This window comes from Sphingobacterium sp. InxBP1, from assembly GCF_026191775.1.
Classification (GTDB): Bacteria; Bacteroidota; Bacteroidia; order Sphingobacteriales; family Sphingobacteriaceae; genus Sphingobacterium; species Sphingobacterium thalpophilum.
Genome location: NZ_JAINDX010000049.1, coordinates 581,491 through 607,169 on the forward strand (window position 1 = coordinate 581,491; position 25,679 = coordinate 607,169).

The window sequence follows — 25,679 nt, forward strand, 5'->3', positions numbered from 1 at the left end:
TATTTCGTCGCCGCAACAGCAATTTTATTCGTCCTTTAGGCTTTCGACAATGTTTGTACTGGCTGCTCGAAATGCTTGCCAGGCAATGGTACACCAGGCGATTGTGATGGCTAGTCCTCCGGCCAGGACAAACATCCACCATTGGATATCAATCCGATAGGCAAAGGTCTGCAGCCAGTTGTGCATCGTCCACCAAGCAAATGGAGCGGCAATCAGAAAGGCGATCAGGACCAGCCGAATAAAATCCCTCGAAAGTAATATGATAATCCCTGAAACGGTGGATCCGAGGACTTTGCGTATACCGATCTCTTTTATCCTGGTGTTTATGGATAGTAAAGCTAGCCCAAACAGTCCTAAACAGGAAATGATGATCGCTATACCTGTACCGCTTATCACAATTTTTGAGAATGTCCTTTCCGATTGGTAGAGATTTTGTGTGTTTTCATCTAGATAGGAGGCAGGAATGCTGGCTTTCGGATTCAATTTTTTCCAAATGTCGTTGATTTTATCCAAAGTCAGGGAAACTTGGCCAGCCGCAACACGAACAAAGATATACTCGACTGTAAATACCTTGGGATTTACCGAAATAGTTAATGGCTCAATTGCTGTTCTGAGATCCCGAAAATTAAAGTCATCCATAATTCCGATCACGGTGCTCCCGCCATTAATGTCTATTTTTTTGTCAAGCACCTGATCGGCGCCGCCAAATTGTGCGGCCATGGCTTTGTTAATGATCAGCGCATTGCTGTCGGTGGTGAATTTTTTGTCAAAGTCTCTTCCGGCGATCAATTTAATGTCCAGTGTTTTGAGATAATCATAATCCACTCGCATATAGTTGGTTTTAATTTCTCTGTTTTGATGTTCAAAACCGAAGATGCTTGTGGAAAGGGAGCCGTCCCTGCCCATACCTATATTAAAGTCCGAGGCACTCACGGATTTCACCCAAGGCTGTTGCTCCAAGATCGTACGCATCTGGCGGAGGGCATCCTCTTTGTCGATTCCAGACCCAATAGGAATACTGATTACCTCTGTTTTATTAAACCCAAGTGGTTTGTGCGCAATATAATTCATCTGGGAACTGATCACAATGGTAGCGATAATCAAAATAATCGAAATGGCGAATTGCAGGATAGTCAAAGTGCTTCGGAGACGCGAAGATTTGATTTTGTCTGAACCTTTCAAAGATAGAATGATATTGGTGCGGGCCGCGCTAAAAGCTGGTAGACCACCAGCAATTAGGGATAATATCAAAAATACAGCAGTAAAAATAATCAGATTTTTTGGGTTCAGGAGTTCCAGAAGTTTCAGCTGATAATTCATCATCGCATTAAACTGGGGAAGGAATAGATACACGAGTGTCAAGCCGAGCAAAAGGGCAATGAAACAAAGGAGAAATGATTCCAAAGTAAGTTGGTAGACGATATCCCAAGTCGTACCGCCCAGCGTTTTTCGGGTTCCAATCTCCCGCCTTCTACTGATTGAATTGGCTAAGGAAAGATTGACGAAGTTGGAAGCGGAAATAAATAAAATCAGAGCCGAAATCAGCAAGAGAACCCATGGGAAGCTGGCTGAGATGGAGGAGCCCGTACCAAAATCATTCGAGTGAAGTTTGGACAGTGGTAATAAATGAAAGCTATAATAGTTGCCCTCGGCGTCTGCTTTTGCGCCGTCCCTCTTGAGACGGTCAATCGCAGATTTAAAAAACTGTGCGGTGAATGCCTGAGTTTCCTTGGAGAAATTGAGCTTGTTCAATTCGCTTTTCATTTTGACAAATACCTCGTGGTTCATATTCTCCCATTGTTGGGTCTGCTCTTGATATCCTGGCCGATTTTCATAGCGAAACAAAGATGAAAAGCGCAAACTCGAATTCGCAGGAATATTTTTTAAAACAGCACCGACAGTAGCGGTCTGCCAAGTACCACCATTATTGACTTCGATCTGCTTGCCAATTACATCCGTGGTGCCAAACAGGTTATGGGCCATATTTTCCGTCAATATCAGATTTCCCGGATCAGAAAGTGCGTGTTTGTTGCCTGCAATAAACGGAAAATCGAAAATCTGGAAGAAGTCAATATCAACAAAACGATTGTTGGACGAAAACTCCTTGTCTCCATTTTTTAGTGTGATTGTGCTGTTTGCATACCGGGTAATATAGGCAATGCTAGGGATATCCTTCTTCAGTTGCGGGGCGAGGGGGGTAGGCATAGACAATTCGTTTTTCTTCCCTGTTTGTGGCTCCGAACTTTTATAAATCATCGCAATACGGTCGCTATCCTGATGGAAATTGTCAAAAGACAATTCAAACATGGCGGTCAAAAATAGCAGCGTCGCTGCTGCGATAGATATTGCCAACCCGATGATGTGTATAGCACTCAGTGATTTGGTCTTTAATATGGATCTCCAAACGGTCTTTAGCATAACATTGTGTTAAATCTGATTTTTTGTCAGTGACCAGGCAAATAAATGCTGATCAGTGAGCTGTTTAAAATATACCACCAGCGGAGGCTGGATATAGCCAACTGGCTTTTTCAATTCGTTTGCCAATTGTTTAATAGGTTGAAATATAGTAAATTGTGAATATGATAAGTCTATTATATGTTCGTTTTCGAACGGTTGATGTTCGTTAGTGGACATTTCGCGGATGACTGTCGACCGGGCGAACCGTTCGATAATTTTGACAATAGAGGATTATTGATCTTGACGAAATTGTAAAACCATTTTGGTGTAAAATTGTTCAATGATTAGATATATAACCATCGATACGGTATACGTAGGTTAGAGAATAGTTATTTGAAGGCTGGATCGAAAATGATCCGGCCTTTTGCGTAAAGTACTCCCATGTTACAAAGTCGTTTCAGTTGGATACTGGGTTTATGACGCATTATAGGGTACGTGAAAAATAATGTGTTAAATATATTATTTAGATTAATTAAAAATAATATATTTGCAAAAAACTACCCATGAAACTGAAAACTGCTAAGCGTTGGTTTAACTGGCATAAATGGACGAGCCTAATCTGTACAATATTTCTATTATACCTGTGTATAACTGGTCTACCACTAATTTTTCATGAAGAGATTGAGCATTTGCTAGAGGATCATAAAGAAGCTGTGGTCTCACAGCATAAACTTAGTCTTGACAAACTTGCGGCAATAGCAGAATCCAACTATCCTCGTGAAAAGGTACGATATGCATTCTGGGATGAGCGTGAAGAAAATAAGGTCCTATTTGATGTGGTCGATAGGCCGGACGCCCCATATGAAGCCAGCAAATACTTGGTACTAAATGAGTATACAGGTGAGATTCTGGGTGAACCAAAAACCGATGGGCTAATGCATATTATTCTCAAGCTGCATACGGACATGTTTTTGGGAATTCCCGGAAAGCTGTTTTTAGGATTGATGGGATTGCTTTTTATGATTTCGATTGTTTCGGGTATTGTATTATATGGACCGATCATGAAGAAATATGACTTTGGTATGGTGCGGAAAAACAAGTCTAAACGATTACAATGGTTGGACACACACAATCTATTGGGCATTGCCATTACAGCATGGATGGTTGTCGTCGGATTTACGGGTGTAATAAACACGTTATCTGATGTAATCCTTGGGTTGTGGCAGCAGGGCCAGCTCGCAGAAATGACTGCTCATTATAAAGATGAAGAGCCACTTACCGCCGATTTCAGCTCGGTGGAGGCCGCCAAACGGGCCGCGGAAAATGCTGTTAAAGACATGAAAGTCTCGGTTATTGCCTATCCGGGCACGCCTTTTACCAGTAAGCACCATTATGCAGTTTTTATGCGCGGCGATACCGAGCTGACCTCCAAACTGTTGCAGCCCGTACTGGTCGATGCCAAAACGGGAAGGGTAACTGATACCCGAGAGATGCCTTGGTATGTCAACACATTATTTCTTTCGGAACCTTTGCATTTTGGTAATTATGGCGGCCTGATGTTGAAGGTTGTATGGGCGATCTTTGATGTCTTCAGCATTATTGTACTGATAACTGGGCTGTATCTATGGTTTGCCAGACGCCGAGCAGGAAAACAACAGTTATTCACCTTGAAGGAATCACCATTATGAAAAAAAATTTCTGGCGCCTATGGGGAATACCCATACTACTTGCCATATTATCTCTCTTTGGACTTATCGCTGCTCTCTTGGGCGATGGTCTGTGGGATCTGCTCGGGTGGATTGCGCTATCTGTACCGTTAACCCTTGTTATCAGAAACTATTACAAATAAATTTACCATAACCATGAAGAAGTTAATACTAAGTGCTTCTGTATTATCAAGTATCTCTGCCTTTGCGCAACAAAAAGATTCCGTCAGGACACAACGGATAGATCAAGTCATTATCGACGCTTACATTAAAAAAGACAGCGAATCGACGAACAAGATGCCGCTAAGAGCCATTGAGAATCCACAAGTCTATTCTACGATAGACCGGGTCGCGCTGGAAAATCAACTCCTATTTACAGTGGACGATGCTTATCGCAATGTCACTGGTCTGCAAAAAATGTGGAATGCCACTGGACGAGCAGGCGACGGGGGAGCGTACGTTAACCTCCGTGGATTTATTTCAAACAACTCACTTCGAAATGGCTTGGTAGCCCCCGTGAGCAGTGCAATAGATGCTGTGAATATTGAAAAGATAGAGGTATTAAAAGGGCCTTCTGCCACTTTGTATGGAAGTAACGTTACTTCTTATGGTGGAGTGATTAACCGGGTAACCAAAAAGCCCTACGATAGTCTGGGGGGGAACGTTCAGGTCGCGGCGGGGAACTACAACTATTACCGTGCGCAAGCTGATCTGAATACACCATTGACCAAGAACAAAAATCTATTGTTTCGTGTCAATACCGCTTACACCAGAGAAGGGAATTTCCAGAATACCAACGTGCATAACGCATATTTTGCTTTTACGCCAAGCCTAAGCTGGAAAGTCAATGACAAGTTGGATGTAAACCTCGAATACGAGCTCTATGCAAATAAGGCTCAGGCGGAGCAGAACTTCTTTCTGATGGGGCCTCTGTCACCATTTGGTTATGCGGGCATGAAAGATCTGGAGAAAGCGGGACTTAACTATAAAAAATCTTATTTGGGATCGGAACTTTATAATAAAGGGCGTACCCACAATGTGTTTGGCCAGGTCAACTATAAGATCAATGAGTATATTCGTTCGTCGACATCAATCAATAGTGCGTATAGCTATTCGGATGGTTTTAATCCCTACTTTTACATTACTACTAAGTCATACGGCGCCGATGCCAACGATACGGAGGTGGGGTTATATCGAGGCGATCAGTCTACTGCGGACAGCAAGCAGCGATACCTGCAAGTACAGCAAAATTTCAACTTTGATTTCCACATCGGTCAGGTAAGGAACCGCACTGTTGTCGGTGGTGATTTCCTACGCACGCGCAATGATCAGTTCTTTTATTTTGGGGTAATCGATTTCGTCCCTTTCACAGGAGAAATGGATTACACGAATTTTAATGGGGACTATGTCAGCAAGTATTACGATTCAATTCGCGATACACCAGCCTGGCAGAATGCTATCTGGCCGCTAAAAAACAAAACAAATGCTTACAGCGCCTATATCTCGAATGTCATCACACCCATTTCCGGGTTAAACATCATGACTGCTATCCGCTACGAAAGTATTCGGTTTAAGGGAGGTGTGAAAGGCGCGAACGAGACCCCTTCCTATGCACAGCACGCATGGTCGCCTAAATTGGGGCTTGTGTATGAGCTTGTTAAAGATAAACTGTCGGTATTTGGTAATTTCCAGAACAGTTTTACCAGCAATGGTTACTTTGTTTCCGATACCGCGTCAAACCTCACGCTTTCTGATCCGGAGAAGGCCAACCAGTGGGAAGGCGGATTCAAAGCCGACTTATGGCATGGGAAAGTGAATGCTACAATCAATTATTACCATATCAATGTGATGAACACGCTACAGACTGTTGGTTATACTCCGCAGGGAAGGGCAGTCGAGCAGCAGATGGGAAAACGTAACAGTAAGGGAGTTGAGCTCGAAGTCAACGCCTATCTGGTCAAAGGCTTCTCTTTAATAGCAGGAGCAAGCTATAACGATTCCAAATATACCGAAACAACAGATGCGACGGTGTTGGGTAGAAGGCCGAATACGGCTTCGTCACCATGGCTGGTTAACTTTAACGCCACCTACCAGTTTGTTGACGGTAAGTTTAAAGGTCTCGGAATGGGGATTGGCGGCAACTATGCCAGTGCCAACAAGATCATCAATACTACCGTAGGCACTTTCGAACTGCCGTCTTATATGGTTCTCAATGCGAGTGCTTTTTATGATGCCCGCAAGTTCAGAATTGGTTTAAAAGCAGACAACCTGACCAATACCCATTACTGGATTGGTTATACCACAGCCAATGCACAAAAGCTGGCCAATGTGGTGGGAAGCTTCAGCTATAAATTCTAAATCTTCGGATCGGCATCATAAGCCCTCAGCGATAACAGCTGAGGGTTCTTTGTTGGCCAGGTCCATATGCGTTCCATCTTGTGATTTTATTGTTACCTAAACATCCAAGGTTTTTCTCGCAAGACGCAACGGGAGTCATTTTAGTATGCGAGGAATTGGTTTGCTGTCCAAGCGTTTTAATTATTTACTCTTTTTTGTAACTTAGCGTGGATATGAAATATTTGAAGAGGGGTGCTGGCAATAAGTTTTGGTTGAACCTATGTTTTTAGGCAAATTATCTCTTGAAAAATTCTCTATTTCTTAAAAACCAAACTTATGCGTCAATTGGAGTGTGATCAGGAAAAAATACATCTTTGCGGTAAAATCCAGTTTTTTGGCTTTCTATTTGTTTTCGATGAGACGGGCTGTATTGCCTACAGTCAGAACGTCACAACAATATTACCGTATTCGGTAACAGAGATACTGGGTACGAAAATAAGCCAGGTGCTGAGCGCGTTAGCTGTTGATGTCAAATGGGATCTGGCCGGGATCACCGAACAGGCTAAGCCTGATAAAGGACATCAATTTGTTGAACGTGTGCGTATCCATGGCCAGACGTATGATCTTAGTCTCTATCTTTATGATCACAGATGGTATTTGGAATTGGAGGCTTCCAACCCTAAATCTCTTATCGCTCACCCTCTGGTTTACTATGCGACTTACCTGGAAGAACGACCTGCTGCTGTCTGGCTATCATTGGCAGAGCTGATCCGCCAAATTATTCGGTTTGATCGGGTGATGGTGTACCAGTTTGAGGAAGACAAAAGCGGTCGTGTTGTCGCTGAAGCGAAAGCGGAGGATATGTCGTCATTGCTTGGATACCGGTATCCTGAGTTTGACATACCGGCACAGGCCAGAGCGCTATACAGCAAGGTTTTGGCCCGTCACGTTACCGATACTGAAGAAAAGACCATCCCGATACAAGGAGTTCAGGCGAAAGATCTGGATTTGTCGTGCTGTAGTATACGCGCCCTATCGCCTGCACATATGCAATACTTGCGCAATGCAGGAGTACGGGCCAGTGCCAGCTTTTCAATTCTCGTGGAAGGAAAACTTTGGGGACTGGTTACCTGTCAAAACCGCGAGCCAGCCCATGTAGATTTGGCACAACGGGATTTATGTCTCTTGTTGACGAAATATGCGGTGAACTTTTACCTTTCGGAATTTCAAAAAGATCACTTGGTCAAGCAAACGGTTATGGGGGTGATGGAACGAGAACTTAAATCACAGCTATTGGTCGATAGCAACTCACTGGCCGTATTTGAACGCTTTGCCCCACAGATTCTGGAGCTCTGTCACGCTGACGGTTTAATGATGAAACACGACAGAGGACAATATACCCTTGGTATGGTCCCTAACAATGCCATGCTGGAGGAGATTGATAGGTTGGCTGATCAGCAAGATGGTGACCTGTTTTGTAGCTCCGAACTGGTTTATCAACATGTAAACGACAGTAATACCGAAAATATGTTTCCGGGGGTGGTGCGCATCACGATATTGCCAAGTAACAATTGGAATATTTACTTATTCAGAAAGGAACACGTGTATGAAGAGGTGTGGGCAGGAAAGCCGGAAAAAATATATGCTGAAGACAGCGAAACAGATCGTTTCCCATCACCACGCAAGTCGTTTGATGCTTGGCGTCAACTGATGAAGGGGAAGTCTGTGCAATGGAAAAAGGCTGAACTTTCGTTCATGGAAAAGATTGTTCAGATTATGCAGCAGGCCATGGCCCAACGTGGTGGAGAGATTGAACAACTGAACAAGGAACTTGTCCGGTCGAACAATGCTTTGGATACTTTCGGCTATACCCTGACTCACGATCTCAAAAACCCGCTCTCATCCATAAAACTAGCCGCCCAAATGATGCAGATCAAACGGGATCTTTCTATGGAGATGTTGCAAAAATTGGCAACGAATATCATGGACGCAACAGAGCTCATTTCCGAAATGTTGGACAAAGTGTATCAATTGACAAAATCTACGCATGTGGACTTTAAAATTGAACTGATCGATCCACGAGCCAAAATATTAGGTATAGTCGATAGCTGCAGAAAGCAATACGAAGTCGCTGATTTAGATTTTAAGCTGGGAGAGATTCACCCGATCCAAGGTGAAAGAACCTTGTTGTATCAACTATTTTTAAACCTCATTGGTAATGCAATAAAATACAGTGCAAAAAAAGATCGCCCCTGTGTGGAAGTATACAGCCGAAAAAAGGATCATTCCGTATGTTATTATATCAAAGACAACGGTATTGGTATGGGAGACGACCGGAAGCATATTTTTGACATATTTAAACGCTTGGATAACAGTACTGGATTTGAAGGTTCGGGGATTGGTCTTTCCATAGTCAAACGTATTGCGGATCGTCTAGGGGCAACACTTACGGTGGAAAGTCAACTTCATGTCGGGACGGTATTTTGCGTGGAATTCTTAAATGTGGCTGAGGGCTAACCGACAAGCTAAGAAATACAGGTAGCCCACTGTCCGCTACCTGTATTAAGAAATTGATCCTGCAAAAGCTGTTAAACTAGCTTTTAATAGAAGCAGAACCTAAATTATTCATCCTCATTTTTATTTTCATCGTTTTCGACAGGAAGATCTAAAATGGCCATTAATAATAGATAATAGCCTTTTTCCAAACCTATTTTTTGTGCTTTTTGATCTATCGTTTCCATATTTATTAAATCTATGTGAGCAATTAGTTTTGTTAGTGATAAATCAAATGCTGTACCCAAATAAGTCAAAATCTGTATAACCGTAGTTTTCAGCTCACAAATACCATGAAGTTACCCTTGGTCTGCCACAAAACCCGTCGGTGGGACGTATATATTCGGCAAAAGCAGGGAAAACTGCTGACAGGGGACAATAAAATACAGGAACGGCCATCCGTTAGAACATTTCCGATCCGAATCTTGTCTTATAGATATAAAAGACAAATAATATGAAGAAAATAATTCCGTTTGTGCTCATGTCGAGCTTGCTCGCGCTCGTTTCGAGTTGTGCAGCGATTGAGAGTATTTTTAAGGCCGGTGTATGGTCGGGAATACTCCTGGTAGTGGTAGTCGTGGCTGTGATCATCTGGATCGTCAGTAAATTATTTGGCGGATCAAAATAATTGTTTAGCGGCACAGGACATACAGTAATAATCAATAGGATTAATTTATCGTCAGAGGGAATCTTTTAAAAATCTGATTCTCTGAATGTTTAATAACAAAATACGTTATGGCAGAAAAAAATATAAGCAATAAAGAGGCTTTAGAGAAGCTCAGGTCCATCGTAGACCAAATTGACATTGGCACACTGTGCTCTTTCAACAAAGAGTCGGACTACCCGCATGGTGTTCCGATGAGCAGACAGGAAGTGGATGATGACGGAAGTATATGGTACATATGTTCGGCAGAAAGCGAAACCTTCCGGAATATCGAAAACGATCCGAAAATTTCCCTATTTTATGCTGATGCCAAAAATTATACATTTTTAAGTATAAATGGCACAGGAAGACTAAGTAGAGATCAGGCACGAATAGACCGTTATTGGAACAAAATGATGGAAGGCTGGTTTGAAAAAGGAAAAGAAGATCCGAATATTAGGCTTTTGCAGGTAACGCCGGTAGAAGCTCATTATTGGGACTCAAATTCAAATATGATCATTAATCTCTTTCAGATGCTCAAGGCGACCATTACGGGCAATACGGATGATATCGGAAAAGAAGGCGATTTGAACCTGTAAGATAAAAGTTGTAGCAATTATGTGTGCTATAGGAGCTGGATCGGTTGGGATCCGGCTTTTTTTGTAATAAGACGCGGTCAAACACTGAAAAAGGGCTTCCATAGGAAGCCCTCATTGTTGTCATGAAGAAATGACGTTATGCCAGGAGGGTATGTTATAAAGATGCATTGTCCCTTAGCATTTTAATATGGTTGTGGGCTTCCAGCTGTTTATTTAATTGCATGGTCAACACATTTTGGACATTTGGTGAAAGTTCACTTGCATCGTCTTCCAAAACCTTTTTATAGGTGGCTTTAAAGGCATCTTCACCCTTTTCGCAGCTTTCTAATAGACTTTTCTTATCATTACCAGTAATAGAAACCTTGATTCCCATCCATGCTCTGAATAGCTTTCCGCTCAACATGGTGCTGTCGGTAGGTTCTTTTCCCTCTAGCTCTACATAAGGAGTCAGGTCAGCGATAAAAGATTGCGATTGATCCGCATACTGCCTAAAAGTCGGCTCCAGTTCGTGCAGACCATGACTGTGCGCCAATTCGATAGCCCGATTGTAACCTTCGATCCGGTCGTTATTGATTTTGATAATATCATTGATAATTTCGGGATTATTGATGTTATTTTCCATATGATTCTTTTTATGTTTGTCTACTTTGAAAACAGCGTCAATCATTGCTTCGTTTGCAAAAGATCGGTTTACCGTATTTTATGATTGGTTACGTATTTGTCTCCTCATCCTTCGGAAGATATACGGTAATCGTTTAGGCCAAAGGCGTGCAGATGCTCTAAAAAATTGTTGTCTATACATTAATCTCCCCAGAAAGGTCCGGTTTTTCCGTATCGTCTTTTTCCGCTTGTTCTGCCTGGGCTTTTTCGGTGTCATGTGTTCGGTCGTCTTTGATACCCGAAAGGTCTGTATTGGGGGCTTCACTATCCTCCTCCGTGGTAATTAGCTCGTCCTCATTGTCCGAGGAATACCCTTCACTGGGTTCGGTCAGATCAGGGCTGGGTTCTCTTGGATCAGGATTGGGTATTGCAGCTATTACTAAGATGAGCATGCCTAGATGCCCAGCAGTTTCGTTCTCGAATGTTTTCATACAATTAACTTTTATTACAGAACGATATTAGATCGGTAAATGTTGGTTGGGAGGAATACCTGTTTTAAAAGATTTCTACCTGATCTGTCTCTCAGCCCGGGCTATAGGGGGAAAACCTAATGGCAATATAAAGTGTGTTGTATTATTTTGGAATTAAGATTTAATGTTTAAATTATAGTTTATTTATATTCATTATTATATATGTGTGTTTAAACTTTTAAATTTTTGATAAAATAAGTAGTTGCTTGTTAAAATAATTTTAAAAAATATGCGTTATATTTATTCATCATATGGAGGAATGGGATGACTGAAATTATATTGGTTGATGATCATCAGGTAGTACGCAATGGACTGCGTCTATTGCTGGAGTCTAATGGGACTTTCGAAGTCGTGCAGGAACTTGGTAGCGCAGAGGAGACTTTACTGTATCTCGAACACCATCAGAGGCCTGATCTGATTTTAACTGATCTCGGTATGAAAGAGATGGACGGGATTACGCTGACAAAGATTCTAAAAAATATTTATCCGGAAATGAAAGTGGCAGTTCTTTCGATGATCGAAGAGCAGGCAAAAGTAGTAGAGGCATTCAATGCTGGCGCCGATGGTTATTTATCGAAAGGAGCCGATTACGATGAGCTTTTGTTTGGTATCTCACAGGTCGCAGCTGGAAAGCAGTATCTGACTACGGCTATCGCGCTAGATTTTGTCAGAAGCTATAAAACATTTACGCCCGAAACGAATCGGGCTATTACCTTGCAGCAATATGATATCTCGGAAAGGGAGCTAATGGTACTCGAACTGATCGCTGCCGGTCATACCAATGCTGAAATTGCAGACAAAATATTTCTAAGCAAACGCACTGTAGAAGGGCACCGCCAGCATCTGTTGGAGAAGACCAATACAAAAAATACGGCTGGACTGATTCGCTTTGCCTTTCAAAATAATCTTTTACAGTAACTGTTTAAGTCCAAGTAGTTTCGGTATAGTCTAACACCTTTATTGCACCTCTCAGGATGTGATTTTACATTTTTATTTTTTCAATATTGAAAAAATCTCTTTCATATTCGAAAAATAAATGTATATTTGACACTAATTATTTGTGAGAGCCTAAAATTCAGAAGGGGTACCATGATGTGTATTCTGAAAGTGATAATTATAAATTATAAACCAGCTTCAGCTAAAATGAAAACAAAGGAGTCAAAGGTATAAGGCACAAGGATGTCGCTTTTCGACAGGTGTCTGTATGCTATAAACTCGAGGTTTGTGTGAGAATTGTTGAGATGGAGAACTCAGTTTGACGACGGGAGGTCAGTTTAGCCGGAACTAATTAAGTATTTTTATGAAAAAACTGAGCTTACAACTAGGAGCTGCTTTCATGCTGCTAAATGGATTGCTATATGGGCAAAATAGTGTAAAATTGGAGACGCCTGCCCAGGACTTGGTTATCAGTCGCCATATCTATGGTCATTTTGCTGAACATTTGGGCCGATGTATTTATGATGGGTTTTACGTCGGTGAAAAAAATGATTCTATTCCGCATGTCAATGGCGTACGAACCGATGTAGTGGAGGCCCTGAAAAACCTAGAGATTCCTAATTTACGATGGCCAGGGGGCTGCTTTGCAGATACATACCACTGGAAAGATGGAGTTGGTCCGAAGGCGCAACGACCCACAATAGTGAACAACTGGTGGGGTGGTGTCACTGAAGACAATTCTTTTGGAACCCACGATTTTCTGAATATGTGTGAGTTACTCGGCGCTGAGCCCTACCTAGCCGGGAATGTAGGGAGTGGCGAAGTACAGGAACTTGCCGATTGGGTACAATATGTCAACTATGCCGGGAAAAGCCCAATGTCGGACTGGAGGCGTAAAAATGGTCGGGATCAACCGTGGAAAGTCAAATATTGGGGGGTGGGAAATGAATCCTGGGGTTGCGGTGGTAATATGACTGTAGACTATTACACGGATATCTTCCGAAAATACGCTACGTTTATGTCAGACTGGACCAACGGAAGTGGCTTGTATCGGATCGCCTCTGGTGCGAATAGCGCTGATTACAATTGGACCGAGACCTTAATGAAAAAGATCCCCAGTAGCTTAATGAAAGGTATGGGGCTGCACCACTATGCGGTGATCAACTGGGACAAAAAAGGTTCAGCTACACAATTTTCAGAAGAAGAATATTTCAAAACGATGAAGTCGGCCTGGTTTATGAATGAACTGGTGGAAAAGAATATTGCCATCATGGACAAATATGACCCCAAAGGGAAGGTCGATTTGATTGTGGACGAATGGGGTGGCTGGTACGACGTCGAACCAGGTACTAACCCCGGATTTTTGTATCAGCAGAACACAATGCGCGATGCCATGATTGCGGGGATGACCTTAAATATCTTCAATAATCACGCACGGAGAGTGAAAATGGCGAATCTGGCGCAGGCGGTCAATGTGCTGCAAGCCGTTATCTTAACAGAAGGTAAGAAAATGATCCTGACACCGACCTACCATGTTATGGAAATGTATAAAGTGCATCAAGATGCCAAGTTGATCCCTGTCGCGCTGCAATCAGTAGATTACCACTTCAATAACGAGAAACTTCCGGCGGTTTCTGTCTCGGCATCACAGGACAGTCAAGGCCGGACGCATATCTCGCTGGTAAACATAGACCCTAAAAATAAGAATAAGATACAGATAGATCTCGGAGCAGTAAAAGCATCAAAGGTTACGGGCCGGCTGCTCACCTCTGACGACCTCAAGGATTATAACTCTTTCAAACAGCCAGCAAAAATTGCTCCTGTTAACTTTAAGGGAGCGAAATTACTAAACGGTGTTGTGGAGGTTGAAATTCCAGCATTTTCTGTGATCGTATTGGAACTTATATGAACTTAAAGAGGAGGTGAAGTCAGCTGATTATCGTATGATTGTTGTCATGCCGGAGTCAGAGGCTTCATCGTCCCAAAAATCTAATTATAGCAATGAAAAAAGTTGTGTCAACAATGCTATTGTTCATGAGCATGGGTACTGCTGCAATAGCCCAGTCACCAATTGAATTAACGGTGCAATTGGATCGGCCCGCAGGTGCGGTTTCGCCACATATGTGGGGGATATTTTTTGAAGATATTAATCTGGGAGCAGATGGAGGGATCTATGCTGAGCTAGTCAAAAATCGTTCTTTTGAATTCGATCAGCCCTGGATGGGGTGGAAGAAACTGGAAAACGGCCCCGAGGGTACCTATCTTCTGCTCAATGATAACCAACGTAAAGGAAATAAACGTTATCTGCGACTAAACAATGTGTCAAATTTGAAACTCGGCCTAGAAAATGAAGGATTTAGAGGAATGGGCGTCAAGGCTGGCGAGGAATATGAGTTTTCGCTGCAATACCGAAGCGAGGCCGGAGATATGAACATTATGCTCGAGGTTCTGAATGAACAGGATAAGGTAATCGGTACGGCTACAATGCCATTGCGGTCGAGCGGGGCATGGACTGAGTCTGCTGTCAAATTTGCTGTCAGCAGTACCACAGCTAAGGGTAAATTGCGAATTTGGTTTACCGGTGCGGGTACACTGGATGTCGATATGCTTTCGCTGTTTCCAGTAAATACGTGGAAACGGCGGCCAAAAGGACTCCGCAAGGACATGGTGCAGCTCCTCGCTGACATGAAGCCTGGATTTATCCGTTTTCCGGGTGGTTGTATTGTGGAGGGCAGGGACCTGGCCAACCGCTTTCAGTGGAAAAAGACTGTTGGGCCTATAGGTGAACGTGAACTGATCATCAACCGATGGAATACGGAATTTAAACATCGGCTCACCCCTGATTATTACCAAACCTTTGGCCTTGGATTTTATGAATATTTCCTTCTGGCGGAAGACATAGGTGCTGCTCCGGTGCCGATTCTTAACTGTGGTATGGCCTGCCAGTTTAATACGGCTGAACTGGCACCTCTGGATCAGCTGGACGAATATGTACAGGACGCCCTCGACCTTATCGAATTTGCTAATGGTTCTGTAGAAACCAAATGGGGTAAGCTACGCGCGACTATGGGGCATCCTGAACCGTTCCACATGAAAATGATCGGTGTAGGAAACGAAAACTGGGGGCCGCAGTACATCGAACGACTCGAAGTATTCAAAAAAGCATTGAATGCAAAGCATCCGGAGATCGAGATTATTGCCAGTTCAGGTACCGATCCGGAAGGGGATCGTTTTGATTTTCTCAACGATAAGCTGAGAGCAATGCAGATCGATATCATTGATGAGCATTATTATCGACCACCATCTTGGTTTCTGTCCAGCGCGAGCCGCTACGATAATTATGACCGTAAAGGCCCAAAAATCTTTGCTGGCGAGTATGCTTCCCATACGACACGGCCCAATGGTCCTGGAAGAAGCACCTGGGAAGCTGCTTTGTCTGAGGCTGCGTTTATGACAGGGCTCGAACGGAATGCTGATGTGGTACAGATGGCCTCTTATGCACCACTATTTGGCCATGTGGACGGGTGGCAGTGGTCTCCTGATCTGATTTGGGTAGATAATTTACAGTCGTATGGGACTCCAAGTTATCAGGTACAGAAATTATATTCTACCAATAAGGGATCAGATATTATTCCCGTCAGGCGGGATGGGCAGCCAGTGGCTGGGAGAGACAGCCTATATGCCTCGGCGGTATATGATAAAAACGCTGGCGAGCTGATCGTTAAAGTGGTCAATTATAATAGCAAGCCTATGCAGGTTAGTCTGTCCATCACTTCAAACAAGAAGATCGCAGATCGTGGCCAGAAAGTTACGTTATCGAGCCACGATCTAAATAACAGCAACAGCATCGAAGATCCTTTGCGTATACAGCCTAAGCAGGAATCGATCATCCGGAAAAGCAAAAAGCTTACGGAAAGTTTCGCTCCCTATTCGTTGACGGTAATTAAACTTCCGGCGAAATAGTACTCGTTTAAGAGTTGTCTATGAATTTTAACAAAGTTGTAAGCGTAGAACGGCGTAGTTTTATGAATTTATAAAGCGGTTTTTGGTTATGAAGAAACGAATGGTTATCACGGGGTTGCTACTGATTTTATTTTTCGGTTTGCGAGCTCAGAAACTTAAAGTCGCCGGTCCCGACGGGAGACTGGAGGTATATCTTTGGCTGGATAATGGTAAGCTTTATTACCGTGTTAATCTGGAAGGACAGGAAATGCTGGAGAAGTCACCCTTAGGACTGCGGGGGGAGGATGTGCATCTGAGCGATCATCTTCAAATGGTCGATTCGCACAGGCAAGCGCTAGATAAAAAGTATGAAGAACCAAAAATCAAGCGCCGTCAAGTGCACTATCAAGCCAATGAATTGCAGTGTACGTTTGAAAATGACATAAAACAACGACTTGTTGTAACGTTTCGTGTTAGCAATAATGATATCGCTTTTCGCTATGGCATTCCACAGGTAGGCGAACCTGCCAATCTGAAGATCAAAGAGGAGCTGAGCGGTTTTAAGTTTCCCGGGCTGACGACGACCTTCTTGACACCGCAGGCTTCGCCCATGATCGGCTGGAAGAAGACAAAGCCGAGTTATGAGGAAGAGTATGTTCCTGATCAGACCATGGATGTACGCTCGAAATATGGACTGGGTTATACGTTTCCAGCGCTCTTTCGCATAGGCAACAGGGGCTGGGTTTTACTCTCGGAAACCGGAGCCAATAGCGGCTACTGCGCTTCAAAACTTGGGGAGTGTAGAGCGGGGCTATATCAGATTGCTTTTCCTGAAAAAGGTGAAAACAATGGCATCGGCGACAGCGAGCCGACGGTGGCATTGCCCGCTCACACTCCATGGCGAACCCTGACTGTGGGCAAGAGTTTAAAACCTATTGTAGAAACTACCGTGCCTTTTGACGTGGTAGAGCCACAATACGAGGCAAGTAAGGCCTATACTTTTGGCCGGGCTACGTGGAGCTGGCTGGAATGGCAGGATGAAAGCATCAATTTTGAGGATCAGAAAACTTTTATCGATCTTTCTGCAGCGATGGGGTATGAGTATGTTTTGATAGATAATTGGTGGGATACACGGATCGGTCATGCCAAAATCGAAGAGCTGGCTACCTATGGTCGCGGTAAAGGGGTTGGGCTTTGTCTCTGGTACAATTCGAATGGGTACTGGAATGATGCCCCACAGACACCAAAAAATAAGATGAACAATAGTATTGCCCGCAAGAAAGAAATGGCTTGGATGCAATCGATTGGTATAAAAGGTATCAAGGTGGATTTTTTTGGCGGCGACAAGCAGGAAACATTGAAATTGTATGAGGATATCTTATCGGATGCCAATGACCACGGTATTACCGTCATCTTTCATGGCTGTACGCTTCCAAGAGGATGGGAACGTATGTACCCTAACTTTGTGGGTAGTGAGGCGGTATTGGCTTCTGAAAATTTGATCTTTACGCAGCATGCCAATGATACTGAGGCTTTCAATGCCTGTTTGCATCCTTTTATCCGCAATGCTGTAGCAGCAATGGACTTTGGTCCTGTACTGCTTAATAGAAGACATAGCCGAGGAAACAACGAAGGTACGACCCGCAAGACAACGGAATCATTTCAGCTCGCAACATCGGTCTTGTTCCAAAGCCCTGTGCAGAACTTTGGTTTGACACCGAATAACCTGAAGGATATGCCTAAATACGTTATTGATTTTCTAAAACAGGTGCCGACAACATGGGATGAAACGGTATTTTTGGATGGTTATCCTGGTAAATATGTTGTTTTAGCCAGACGGAAACAAGATACCTGGTATATTGCGGGAATAAATGCAGAAACAAAACCAAAAGAAATTGAATTGCAGCTATCCATGCTCTCGGGGCAGTCGGTACAACTTATCAATGACGACGGAGCACGTAACTCCATACAAAGCTCCATAAAATTAAGAAAGGAAAATAAACTCAAATTAATATTGCAACCCCATGGCGGCGTTGTATTGTATGGAAATTAGTCGTTTGTTATTTGTCGGAGATGAAAAGGTTGTGGGTGATAGTTGGACTTTTATGGCCGTGGATACTGGCAGTCTGTCAGACGAACCCGGCGCATTTTTTTTCAATACAGGACGGATTGACGAATCAACAGGTACTGGATATTGTACATGATGACGAGGGGTTTACGTGGATAGCGACGGAGTTGGGTCTAAATAGGTTTGCCGGCAAATCTTTTAAACCTTATTACGCTTCCGAACAGCAAAACGGCCTGTCCTTGAATAGCAATGAAATCAATACATTGCTCTACGATGATCGAAAATTATATATTGGTACGCGGTCTAATGGATTGAATGTATTTGATTTAGATAGTCATAAATTTTCTTACTACCTGCATGATCCCCATAATCCAAAGTCGATAGCCACCAATGATATTACAGCTATGATCAAAAGCCATGACGGAACGTTATGGTTAGCTACCTATCATCAGGGACTCCAGCACTTTGACCCTGTTAAAAAAGAATTTAGTTATTTCAATAAAAGTAGACTTCCGGAACTTCCTGAAAATAGTATTTGGTGTCTAGTTGAAGACAGGAAAAAGATACTCTACATCGGACATGTCAACGAAGGCGTCTCAATTTTCGATCCGACGCGTCGTGCGGTACGCCGGTTGACGGAGGAAAATACGAAGGGCATATTGCCTGACAATGAAGTAAAAGTACTCTATTGTGACCAGTGGGATAATATCTGGATTGGTACGCGCAAAGGGCTGGCCGTCTTCCATCCGCCAACGGGTAAGCTTGCGCGCATTTCCCTGCGCGGATCAGCCAAGAACGGAATGGAGCCTTTTGTGTATGCGATCAAAGAGTTTAACAACCGCATTTGGATTGGAGCAGAATCTTCACAACTTTTTATACTGGAGGCTGACTATTCATACAGCAAGCAGGTGGAAGGACCTAAACAGCAGCAGATGGTCGATCTCGGGAAGGGCAACAATGCGATGGTGCAGCATATTGCTCCGGATCGTTTTGGCAATATTTGGCTTGCTATGTATGGTGGAGGTGTTGGAGTGCTTAGTCATCTATCCACATTTTTTAGGTTTTTTCCCGCCGAAGCCTTGCGCTCCGGGCGTATGGCAACGGTAAGCGGTGTTTTTGAAACAGAAATGCAAACTGTCTATCTTACGACTGAGGGATCGGGTATTATTGAGATGGATAGGCATGGACAGCTACGTCGGCAATTGACGAGTAGGAGCGGTATTCCCGATGAATTTATTTTAACGAGTTATAAGGATCGTAAACAACGTGTTTGGCTCGGTATGCGAAAAGGCGGCGTGGCTGTTGGTCATGCCGCAGTGGGGCGCTGGAGTGAGATCGCGCTTGGCGAGCAGGTGACCGAAGTCCGCGCTATATTTGAAGATCATCAAGGACTGATTTGGATTGCGGCTAATCAGGGAATATTTATCTATGATCCGGATGGTCGTAAGGTACAAAAACTCCTGATCAATACACCAATGCTGGGGGACTATGCTCCCAGGGCAATTGTTGAAGATACACATGGCAACATGTGGGTAGGAACGTACGGTCAAGGACTATATGTATTTGATCGAAACAGAAAACTGATCCATAAGATGGACCGGAACAACGGGCTATCTAATAACACCATCAACCATCTGCTGCGGGACAGCAACAATAATATTTGGATAGCAACAAACCAAGGTATAGCGATGCAAAGTGCAAGTCGGAAAATAGGTGATTTGTCGTTGATGACATCAGCAGGACGTGATGCCTGGCTTTTTATCAATGCTCTGGCGGAAGACCTGCATGGCAACATCTGGTGTGCGACAAAATCCGGTATGTTACGCTATGTCCCTCAGGAGGGGCGTTTTTTACAATATGACGATTCCTTTGGATTACCATTAGGTGGTTTTATTAATGGGAGTGTGGGAAAGGACAGCCAAGGCCGTTTATTCTTTGGTATGCAGGAAGGTATTTGTTACTTTGATCCACAAAAAATTCCATTGGATCTTCCAAAATCGCCAATACGTATCAGTCGGCTAACTGTATTTCGGGCGGGTGAAGGGAATTCCCAATTGGACAAATACGTCTCCGGAGCGCAAGAGATCGCGCTTAATCATGATGAGAATAGTTTCCGCATTGAATTGGCGGTAATGGACTATGCCCTGAATGGTCTGGTGGAATTCGGTTATCAACTGCAGGGACTCAACAGTGATTGGATCTTTCTTGGAAATGAGACGACTTTAGATTTTCGGAATATTCCCTACGGTGAGCATGAATTGCTCATACGTACACGGATGAAAAATGGAGAATGGTCGCCCTCACCGCAGCGCTTACTTATTAAAATCGCAGCACCTGTATACTTAAGCTGGCCGGCTAAGGTTGCTTATGTGCTGGCAGCATTGCTGTTGTTGTACACGCTTGTTTTCTTTTATATGAAGAGAATGCATGCTGAGTCTGAACTTAGGCTTAAGGAGCGCCAGCATCGTCAGGATGAGCAGTTATACACCGAACGTATGAATTTCTATACCCATATCACACATGAACTGCGTACACCGCTCACATTGATCTTGGGGCCGCTTGAAGATCTTGCTCACGAACAAGAACTATCGGCCAAACATCGGAACCTGATTGGGACCGTACAAAAAAGTGCTAATAGACTCTTTAGCTTGGTCAGCCAGCTGCTGGAATTTAGAAAAATAGAATCCCAATATAAACCTTTGGTGCTTGAGGCTGGATCCTTGGCAGAGATGCTTAGCGATCTCGTGCATAAGTATCAAACATTAAATAACAAATCAGCTTTATCCATATCAGCTGATCTCCCCAAGGTAGATACGCGCACGATGTTTGATGCCGAAATTGTGCAGCTTATCGTGGATAATTTGCTTTCAAATGCGTATAAGTATACGACCACGGGGCAGATCAAGCTGCGTCTACACTACGAGACATCAAATTTGACCAACTGGGCAGTATTGTCGGTAGAGGATACGGGCTGTGGAATTCCTGCGGGGGAATTTAACCGCATTTTCGATAAGTTCTACCAGATACCAAAGACTGGTGTGTATGGCACTGGGGTGGGCCTGGCGTTGGTGAAAGAGCTCGCGAGCATACACCATGGACAGGTCGAGGTTAAAAGCAAGGAAGGTGTGGGAACGCTGTTTGTGGTCCGCTTGATGGCAAATAAAATTGTGCCAAAGGAAACGGAACCAACACTGACGTCGCAACGCCCCTTAGTTCTTTTGGTTGAAGACGACGTTGATTTGCGTGAATATTTGGGAGGCACTTTGGGTGAAAGCTATGAAGTCATACTGGCCGAAAACGGTACTGCTGGCTTCGCTATCGCGCAGACTAAGGTGCCAGACATCATCATAAGCGATGTGATGATGCCCGATATGGATGGTTTTCTTTTAGCAGAAAAATTGAAACAAGACCGGGCAACAAGTCATATACCGCTTATTTTATTGACGGCCAAAGATACCGATCTTGATCGGCAGCAGGGGTATGATCTTGGGATAGATTCATACCTGGTAAAGCCTATCAGTCCGCAGCTGCTTGCTAAGCGTATTCGGAATTTGTTGCGGAGACAGAGAGAAAGCAATGAACTTATCCTAAAAAATATCGCCGTAGCTTCCAAGAAATCAGGAACGCAAGAAGATAAGAAGGATCGAGATGAATGGTGGCAAGAAAATGAATTTGTGCAGGAGTTTACAAAAATTGTAGAAATGCATATGCAGGACGAGGTACTCGATGCGGGGACACTGGCTGAAAAAATGAACATGAGTCAATCGACCCTTTACCGTAAATTGAAAGGAATCACAGGAAAGAATATCAATCAGCTGGTTCGCAAGATACGTATACGTAAAGCAGCTGAACTATTGAAGACAGGGAAATATAATGTGACAGAAGTATCCTTTATGGTGGGCATCAATAGTGCGATCTATTTTCGGCAATGTTTTAAAGAAGAATTTGGACAGCTGCCATCCGCTTATCAGCGGTCCGATTCGAAGTTGCGTATTTAGGTATCCCAAACCCTTAAAATAGCGTTTTTTGACCGAAAATTGTATGCTATTTGACGGATTTGTATACGTTACAATGTGATTAAATCGGCTAAGTTTGACTTATTAATCCAATTATAAATCTAGGTGGAGGTGGCGATGATGCGACCGAAATAAGCGATTGTACGTTATCCATCCTATTGCCATTCTGGCTAGATTATAATATTTACTGTTTTAAATAAGTATTAAATTTATGAACAACCTAAAGATTGTTTCCCTTTACACTATGTTGAGTGCGATGCCAACGTTGTTGTATGCGCAGGAAAAGGTGACGGGGCAAGTGGTTAACAAAGCAAACGAGCCGATTATTGGCGCTAGTGTATTGATCGAAGGCGGTGGAAAGGGAACCTCAACAGACAAATCGGGGAAATTTGAGCTGAATGCGAATAAGGGGATGCTTGTCGTCTCCTTTGTAGGATACAAAACCTACAAGATGCCATTGAATGGAACAACTAATTTAAGAATCGAATTGGAAAGCGATCATCATGTCCTGGAGGATGTTGTGGTCGTTGGCTATGGCACCCAGTCAAAACGGAATATCACAGGGGCTGTTAGCAACATAAAATCTGACGACATCGTTCGGACATCCTCGACGACTACTGCTGGCGCGCTGGCGGGGAAAGTTCAGGGAGTATCTGTGAGAGCAAAGGATGCTCGCCCGGGGCGAGGAGCTGCTATTGAAATCCGGAACATGGGGAATCCCCTTTACGTCATTGATGGAGTTGCCTATGGCGGGCAGACAGGTACAGACTGGGTCGGTACGCAAAATGGTTCAGGAGCGGATATCTTTAACTCGTTGAATCTAGAGGATATTGAAAGCATTTCCATATTAAAGGATGCTGCTGCAGCCGTCTACGGTTTTAGGGCCTCCCGAGGGGTCGTGCTGATCACAACTAAAAAAGGAGCTAAAGGAGAAAAAGCAAAAATTAATATCAATGGTTATCAAGGATGGCAAAACCTGACACGATTTCCAAAAATGGCAAACGCGGCACAGTATACCCGCGGATTAGTGGAGGCAGCGCAAAATAGTAATAATCCCAATCAAACACCACAGTCCGTCTATACACCGGAAGAACTTGCGAAATGGCAAGCCGGAACCGAGCCGGGGTATCAAAGCTATGATTATTATAGCATGGTGGTCCGCAAGAATATTCCTCAACGGTATATCAATGCAAATATTACAGGCGGAGGGCAGAAGTCAAACTATTTCCTCTCTGCTGGTCACTTGCAACAAGACGCTATGATTAAAGATTTTAATTATAAACGAACCAACTTACAGGCTAATATGGAAGCGGAGGTATTGCCGGGGCTGACGGTTGGATCTCAGATTTCCGGACGTCATGAAGGAACTCAGGATGTGGGTTTACCCGGAGGCGATGGTTATTTTTCTTCGATTTTAGCGATTATGAAGAATAGACCGACAGTAGGACCCTATGCGAATGACAATCCGAATTACCCAGCTCATACACACGACTTTGCGTATAACCCAGCCTTATTTGACCGGGATATTGCCGGTTATAAAGACAACTCGTACTTGGCGGGGAATGTTAACCTGTTTGCTTCCTACAAAACGAAAATTGGTCTGTCGGCAAAAGGTACGGTCTCGTATAACTATACAAGCAATAAATTTGATGGTTTTCAATATACTTACGACGTATATCGTTATGAAAACGATATGTATAAGGCGACAGGCGGCAGTGCGGCGGGATGGCGATACAATACCGCCAGAGATATTGTGTCGCGATTTGCGCAGTTCCAGCTCGATTACAATAAAAAGATTGGTGATCATTCGTTGTCGGCAATGCTAGGGTATGAACGGTCAGATTGGGACCGTACGCTCAGGGTATTAAGTGCTAATCCCTCAAATAACTATATTCCGTTAATAAAAATGGATGAACTGAACGGACTAACCGATGAATGGTCTTATGAGGCTCGCGCGGGCTATATTGGCCGTATAAACTATAACTACAAGGGAAAGTACTTACTGGAGCTATTGGGACGATATGACGGCTCGTATTTATATTATAAAGGTAAACAGTGGGGACTATTTCCGGGGGCCAGTCTTGGCTGGAGAATATCGGATGAACCTTTTTTTGCTTCTTTAAAGAATGTCGTTAACGATTTGAAAATCCGGGCTTCGATAGGCCAGACAGGTCTGGAAGAAGGAGTAAACATGCATGGCTATTTAGCCGGCTATGATTGGAGTGCAGGCAACGCTATATTGGACGGAAAATTTGTAAACGGTTTGCGACCTCGTGGCATTCCGATACGAAATCTATCGTGGGTAAAAAATACAAATTATAATATCGGTATTGATCTAACGATGTTTAACAGTAAGTTGACGATGACGGCGGACGCATTCAAAATCATACGAACCGGCGCACCAGCACCACGGTATGACGTGTTATTACCGGAAGAGGTAGGGTATAGCCTACCGAATGAAAACTTAAATAAGAACGGGTATTTTGGAGCAGAGGGAATCATTACTTACACAGACAGAGTTGGGGAGCTGAGCTATGTCGTCAGTGGAAATATCACCTTCTCCCGTTACAAAAGTCTGGAGACTTACAAACCGAGATTTGGGAATTCGTGGAACGAATACAGAAATTCTGCCGAGGACCGGTGGGGTGGCGTATGGTGGGGGTACCAGGTGGTCGGACGGTTTGAATCCATGGAACAGATACAAAATCATCCAATCAACAACGATGGAAATGGCAACCGTGACCAATTGCCGGGCGATTTGATTTATAAAGATGTCAATGGGGACGGGGTCATTAATTACATGGACGAACGGCCAATCGGATATCCTACGGGTTGGGCCCCCATGTTAACGTTTGGCGGGAAAATAGGACTCAACTGGAAAGGGGTTGACTTGAACATTGATTTTGCCGGCGGAGCTATACAGTCGTGGTTTCAAGACTACGAATTGCGTAATGCTTTCCATGGAGGCGGCAACTCGCCGGCTTATCTCCTGGAAGACAGATGGCACCGAAAAGATCCTTACGATCCAAACAGTGAATGGATTCCCGGCTACTATCCGGCCATTCGAGAAGGCAATTCGGGCCCAAATGCGAAGAATAGCGATTTTTGGCTGACAAATGTCCGCTATCTGCGCGTCAGAAATTTGGAGTTGGGCTATAATCTTCCAAGACAGATCGTTCAAAAAATTAGTGCCGACAAAGTACGGATTTATGTGAATGCTTCCAATCTGTTTTCATTTGACAATGTGCGAAAATTCCAGATTGATCCGGAGATTGAAGCTCCTGCGGCCGTAGTATATCCGCAACAGAAAGTAGTTATGGTCGGATTTAATATCACTTTTTAATGCAATGAA

General features: G+C 43.6%; 15 protein-coding genes. 12 read left to right on the forward strand and 3 right to left on the reverse strand.

Annotated elements, in window-relative coordinates:
- Positions 1-24 precede the first annotated feature (24 nt).
- Complete coding sequence (locus K7A41_RS22330) at positions 25-2,418, reverse strand: ABC transporter permease (protein WP_028068668.1); 2,394 nt, start codon at positions 2,416-2,418, stop codon at positions 25-27.
- A gap of 542 nt (positions 2,419-2,960) precedes the next feature.
- On the opposite strand from K7A41_RS22330, the gene K7A41_RS22335 reads away from it, so the two are divergent.
- From K7A41_RS22335 to K7A41_RS22360, 6 genes are all read left to right on the forward strand, one after another.
- The gene (locus tag K7A41_RS22335) at positions 2,961-4,085 is read left to right on the forward strand and encodes a PepSY-associated TM helix domain-containing protein (RefSeq protein WP_028068666.1); all 1,125 of its coding nucleotides are present in this window, start codon (positions 2,961-2,963) and stop codon (positions 4,083-4,085) included.
- Entirely contained in the window at positions 4,082-4,246 is a 165-nt protein-coding gene (locus tag K7A41_RS22340; protein WP_265715646.1) for a hypothetical protein, read from the forward strand. Before K7A41_RS22335 ends, K7A41_RS22340 begins: the two co-directional genes overlap by 4 nt.
- A gap of 13 nt (positions 4,247-4,259) precedes the next feature.
- Complete coding sequence (locus K7A41_RS22345) at positions 4,260-6,461, forward strand: TonB-dependent siderophore receptor (protein WP_028068665.1); 2,202 nt, start codon at positions 4,260-4,262, stop codon at positions 6,459-6,461.
- Between the two features lie 315 nt (positions 6,462-6,776).
- Positions 6,777-8,957 carry an ATP-binding protein gene (locus tag K7A41_RS22350; protein ID WP_265715647.1) on the forward strand — a complete coding sequence of 727 codons (2,181 nt, stop codon included), beginning with the start codon at positions 6,777-6,779 and terminating at the stop codon, positions 8,955-8,957.
- 490 nt (positions 8,958-9,447) lie between these two features.
- Positions 9,448-9,621, forward strand: coding sequence for a hypothetical protein (locus K7A41_RS22355; protein ID WP_162835067.1), 174 nt, complete (start codon positions 9,448-9,450; stop codon positions 9,619-9,621).
- A gap of 107 nt (positions 9,622-9,728) precedes the next feature.
- Positions 9,729-10,235, forward strand: coding sequence for a pyridoxamine 5'-phosphate oxidase family protein (locus K7A41_RS22360; RefSeq protein ID WP_037532209.1), 507 nt, complete (start codon positions 9,729-9,731; stop codon positions 10,233-10,235).
- Positions 10,236-10,389: 154 nt separating this feature from the next.
- On the opposite strand, the gene K7A41_RS22365 is transcribed toward K7A41_RS22360, so the two are convergent.
- Together K7A41_RS22365 and K7A41_RS22370 are read right to left on the reverse strand one after the other, a co-directional pair.
- Positions 10,390-10,857 carry a PA2169 family four-helix-bundle protein gene (locus tag K7A41_RS22365; protein ID WP_265715648.1) on the reverse strand — a complete coding sequence of 156 codons (468 nt, stop codon included), beginning with the start codon at positions 10,855-10,857 and terminating at the stop codon, positions 10,390-10,392.
- 172 nt (positions 10,858-11,029) lie between these two features.
- Positions 11,030-11,326, reverse strand: a complete 297-nt coding sequence (locus K7A41_RS22370; RefSeq protein ID WP_265715649.1) for a hypothetical protein — start codon at positions 11,324-11,326, stop codon at positions 11,030-11,032.
- A 303-nt stretch (positions 11,327-11,629) separates the two neighbouring features.
- Here K7A41_RS22370 and K7A41_RS22375 point away from each other — a divergent pair, with 303 nt between their 5' ends.
- The 6 genes from K7A41_RS22375 to K7A41_RS22400 all read left to right on the forward strand — a co-directional run bounded on the left by K7A41_RS22375 (position 11,630) and on the right by K7A41_RS22400 (position 25,670).
- Entirely contained in the window at positions 11,630-12,283 is a 654-nt protein-coding gene (locus K7A41_RS22375; protein WP_028068659.1) for a response regulator transcription factor, read from the forward strand.
- Between the two features lie 382 nt (positions 12,284-12,665).
- Positions 12,666-14,210, forward strand: coding sequence for an alpha-N-arabinofuranosidase (locus K7A41_RS22380; RefSeq protein WP_265715650.1), 1,545 nt, complete (start codon positions 12,666-12,668; stop codon positions 14,208-14,210).
- 92 nt (positions 14,211-14,302) lie between these two features.
- Complete coding sequence (locus K7A41_RS22385) at positions 14,303-16,264, forward strand: alpha-L-arabinofuranosidase C-terminal domain-containing protein (RefSeq protein WP_265715651.1); 1,962 nt, start codon at positions 14,303-14,305, stop codon at positions 16,262-16,264.
- 88 nt (positions 16,265-16,352) lie between these two features.
- Positions 16,353-18,296 (forward strand): glycoside hydrolase family 97 protein, encoded by a 1,944-nt coding sequence (locus K7A41_RS22390; RefSeq protein ID WP_265715652.1) that lies wholly within the window; start codon positions 16,353-16,355, stop codon positions 18,294-18,296.
- 20 nt (positions 18,297-18,316) lie between these two features.
- Positions 18,317-22,309 carry a two-component regulator propeller domain-containing protein gene (locus tag K7A41_RS22395; RefSeq protein WP_265715653.1) on the forward strand — a complete coding sequence of 1,331 codons (3,993 nt, stop codon included), beginning with the start codon at positions 18,317-18,319 and terminating at the stop codon, positions 22,307-22,309.
- Between the two features lie 229 nt (positions 22,310-22,538).
- On the forward strand, positions 22,539-25,670 hold the full coding sequence (locus K7A41_RS22400) for a SusC/RagA family TonB-linked outer membrane protein (RefSeq protein ID WP_265715654.1): 3,132 nt from the start codon (positions 22,539-22,541) through the stop codon (positions 25,668-25,670).
- Positions 25,671-25,679 lie beyond the last annotated feature (9 nt).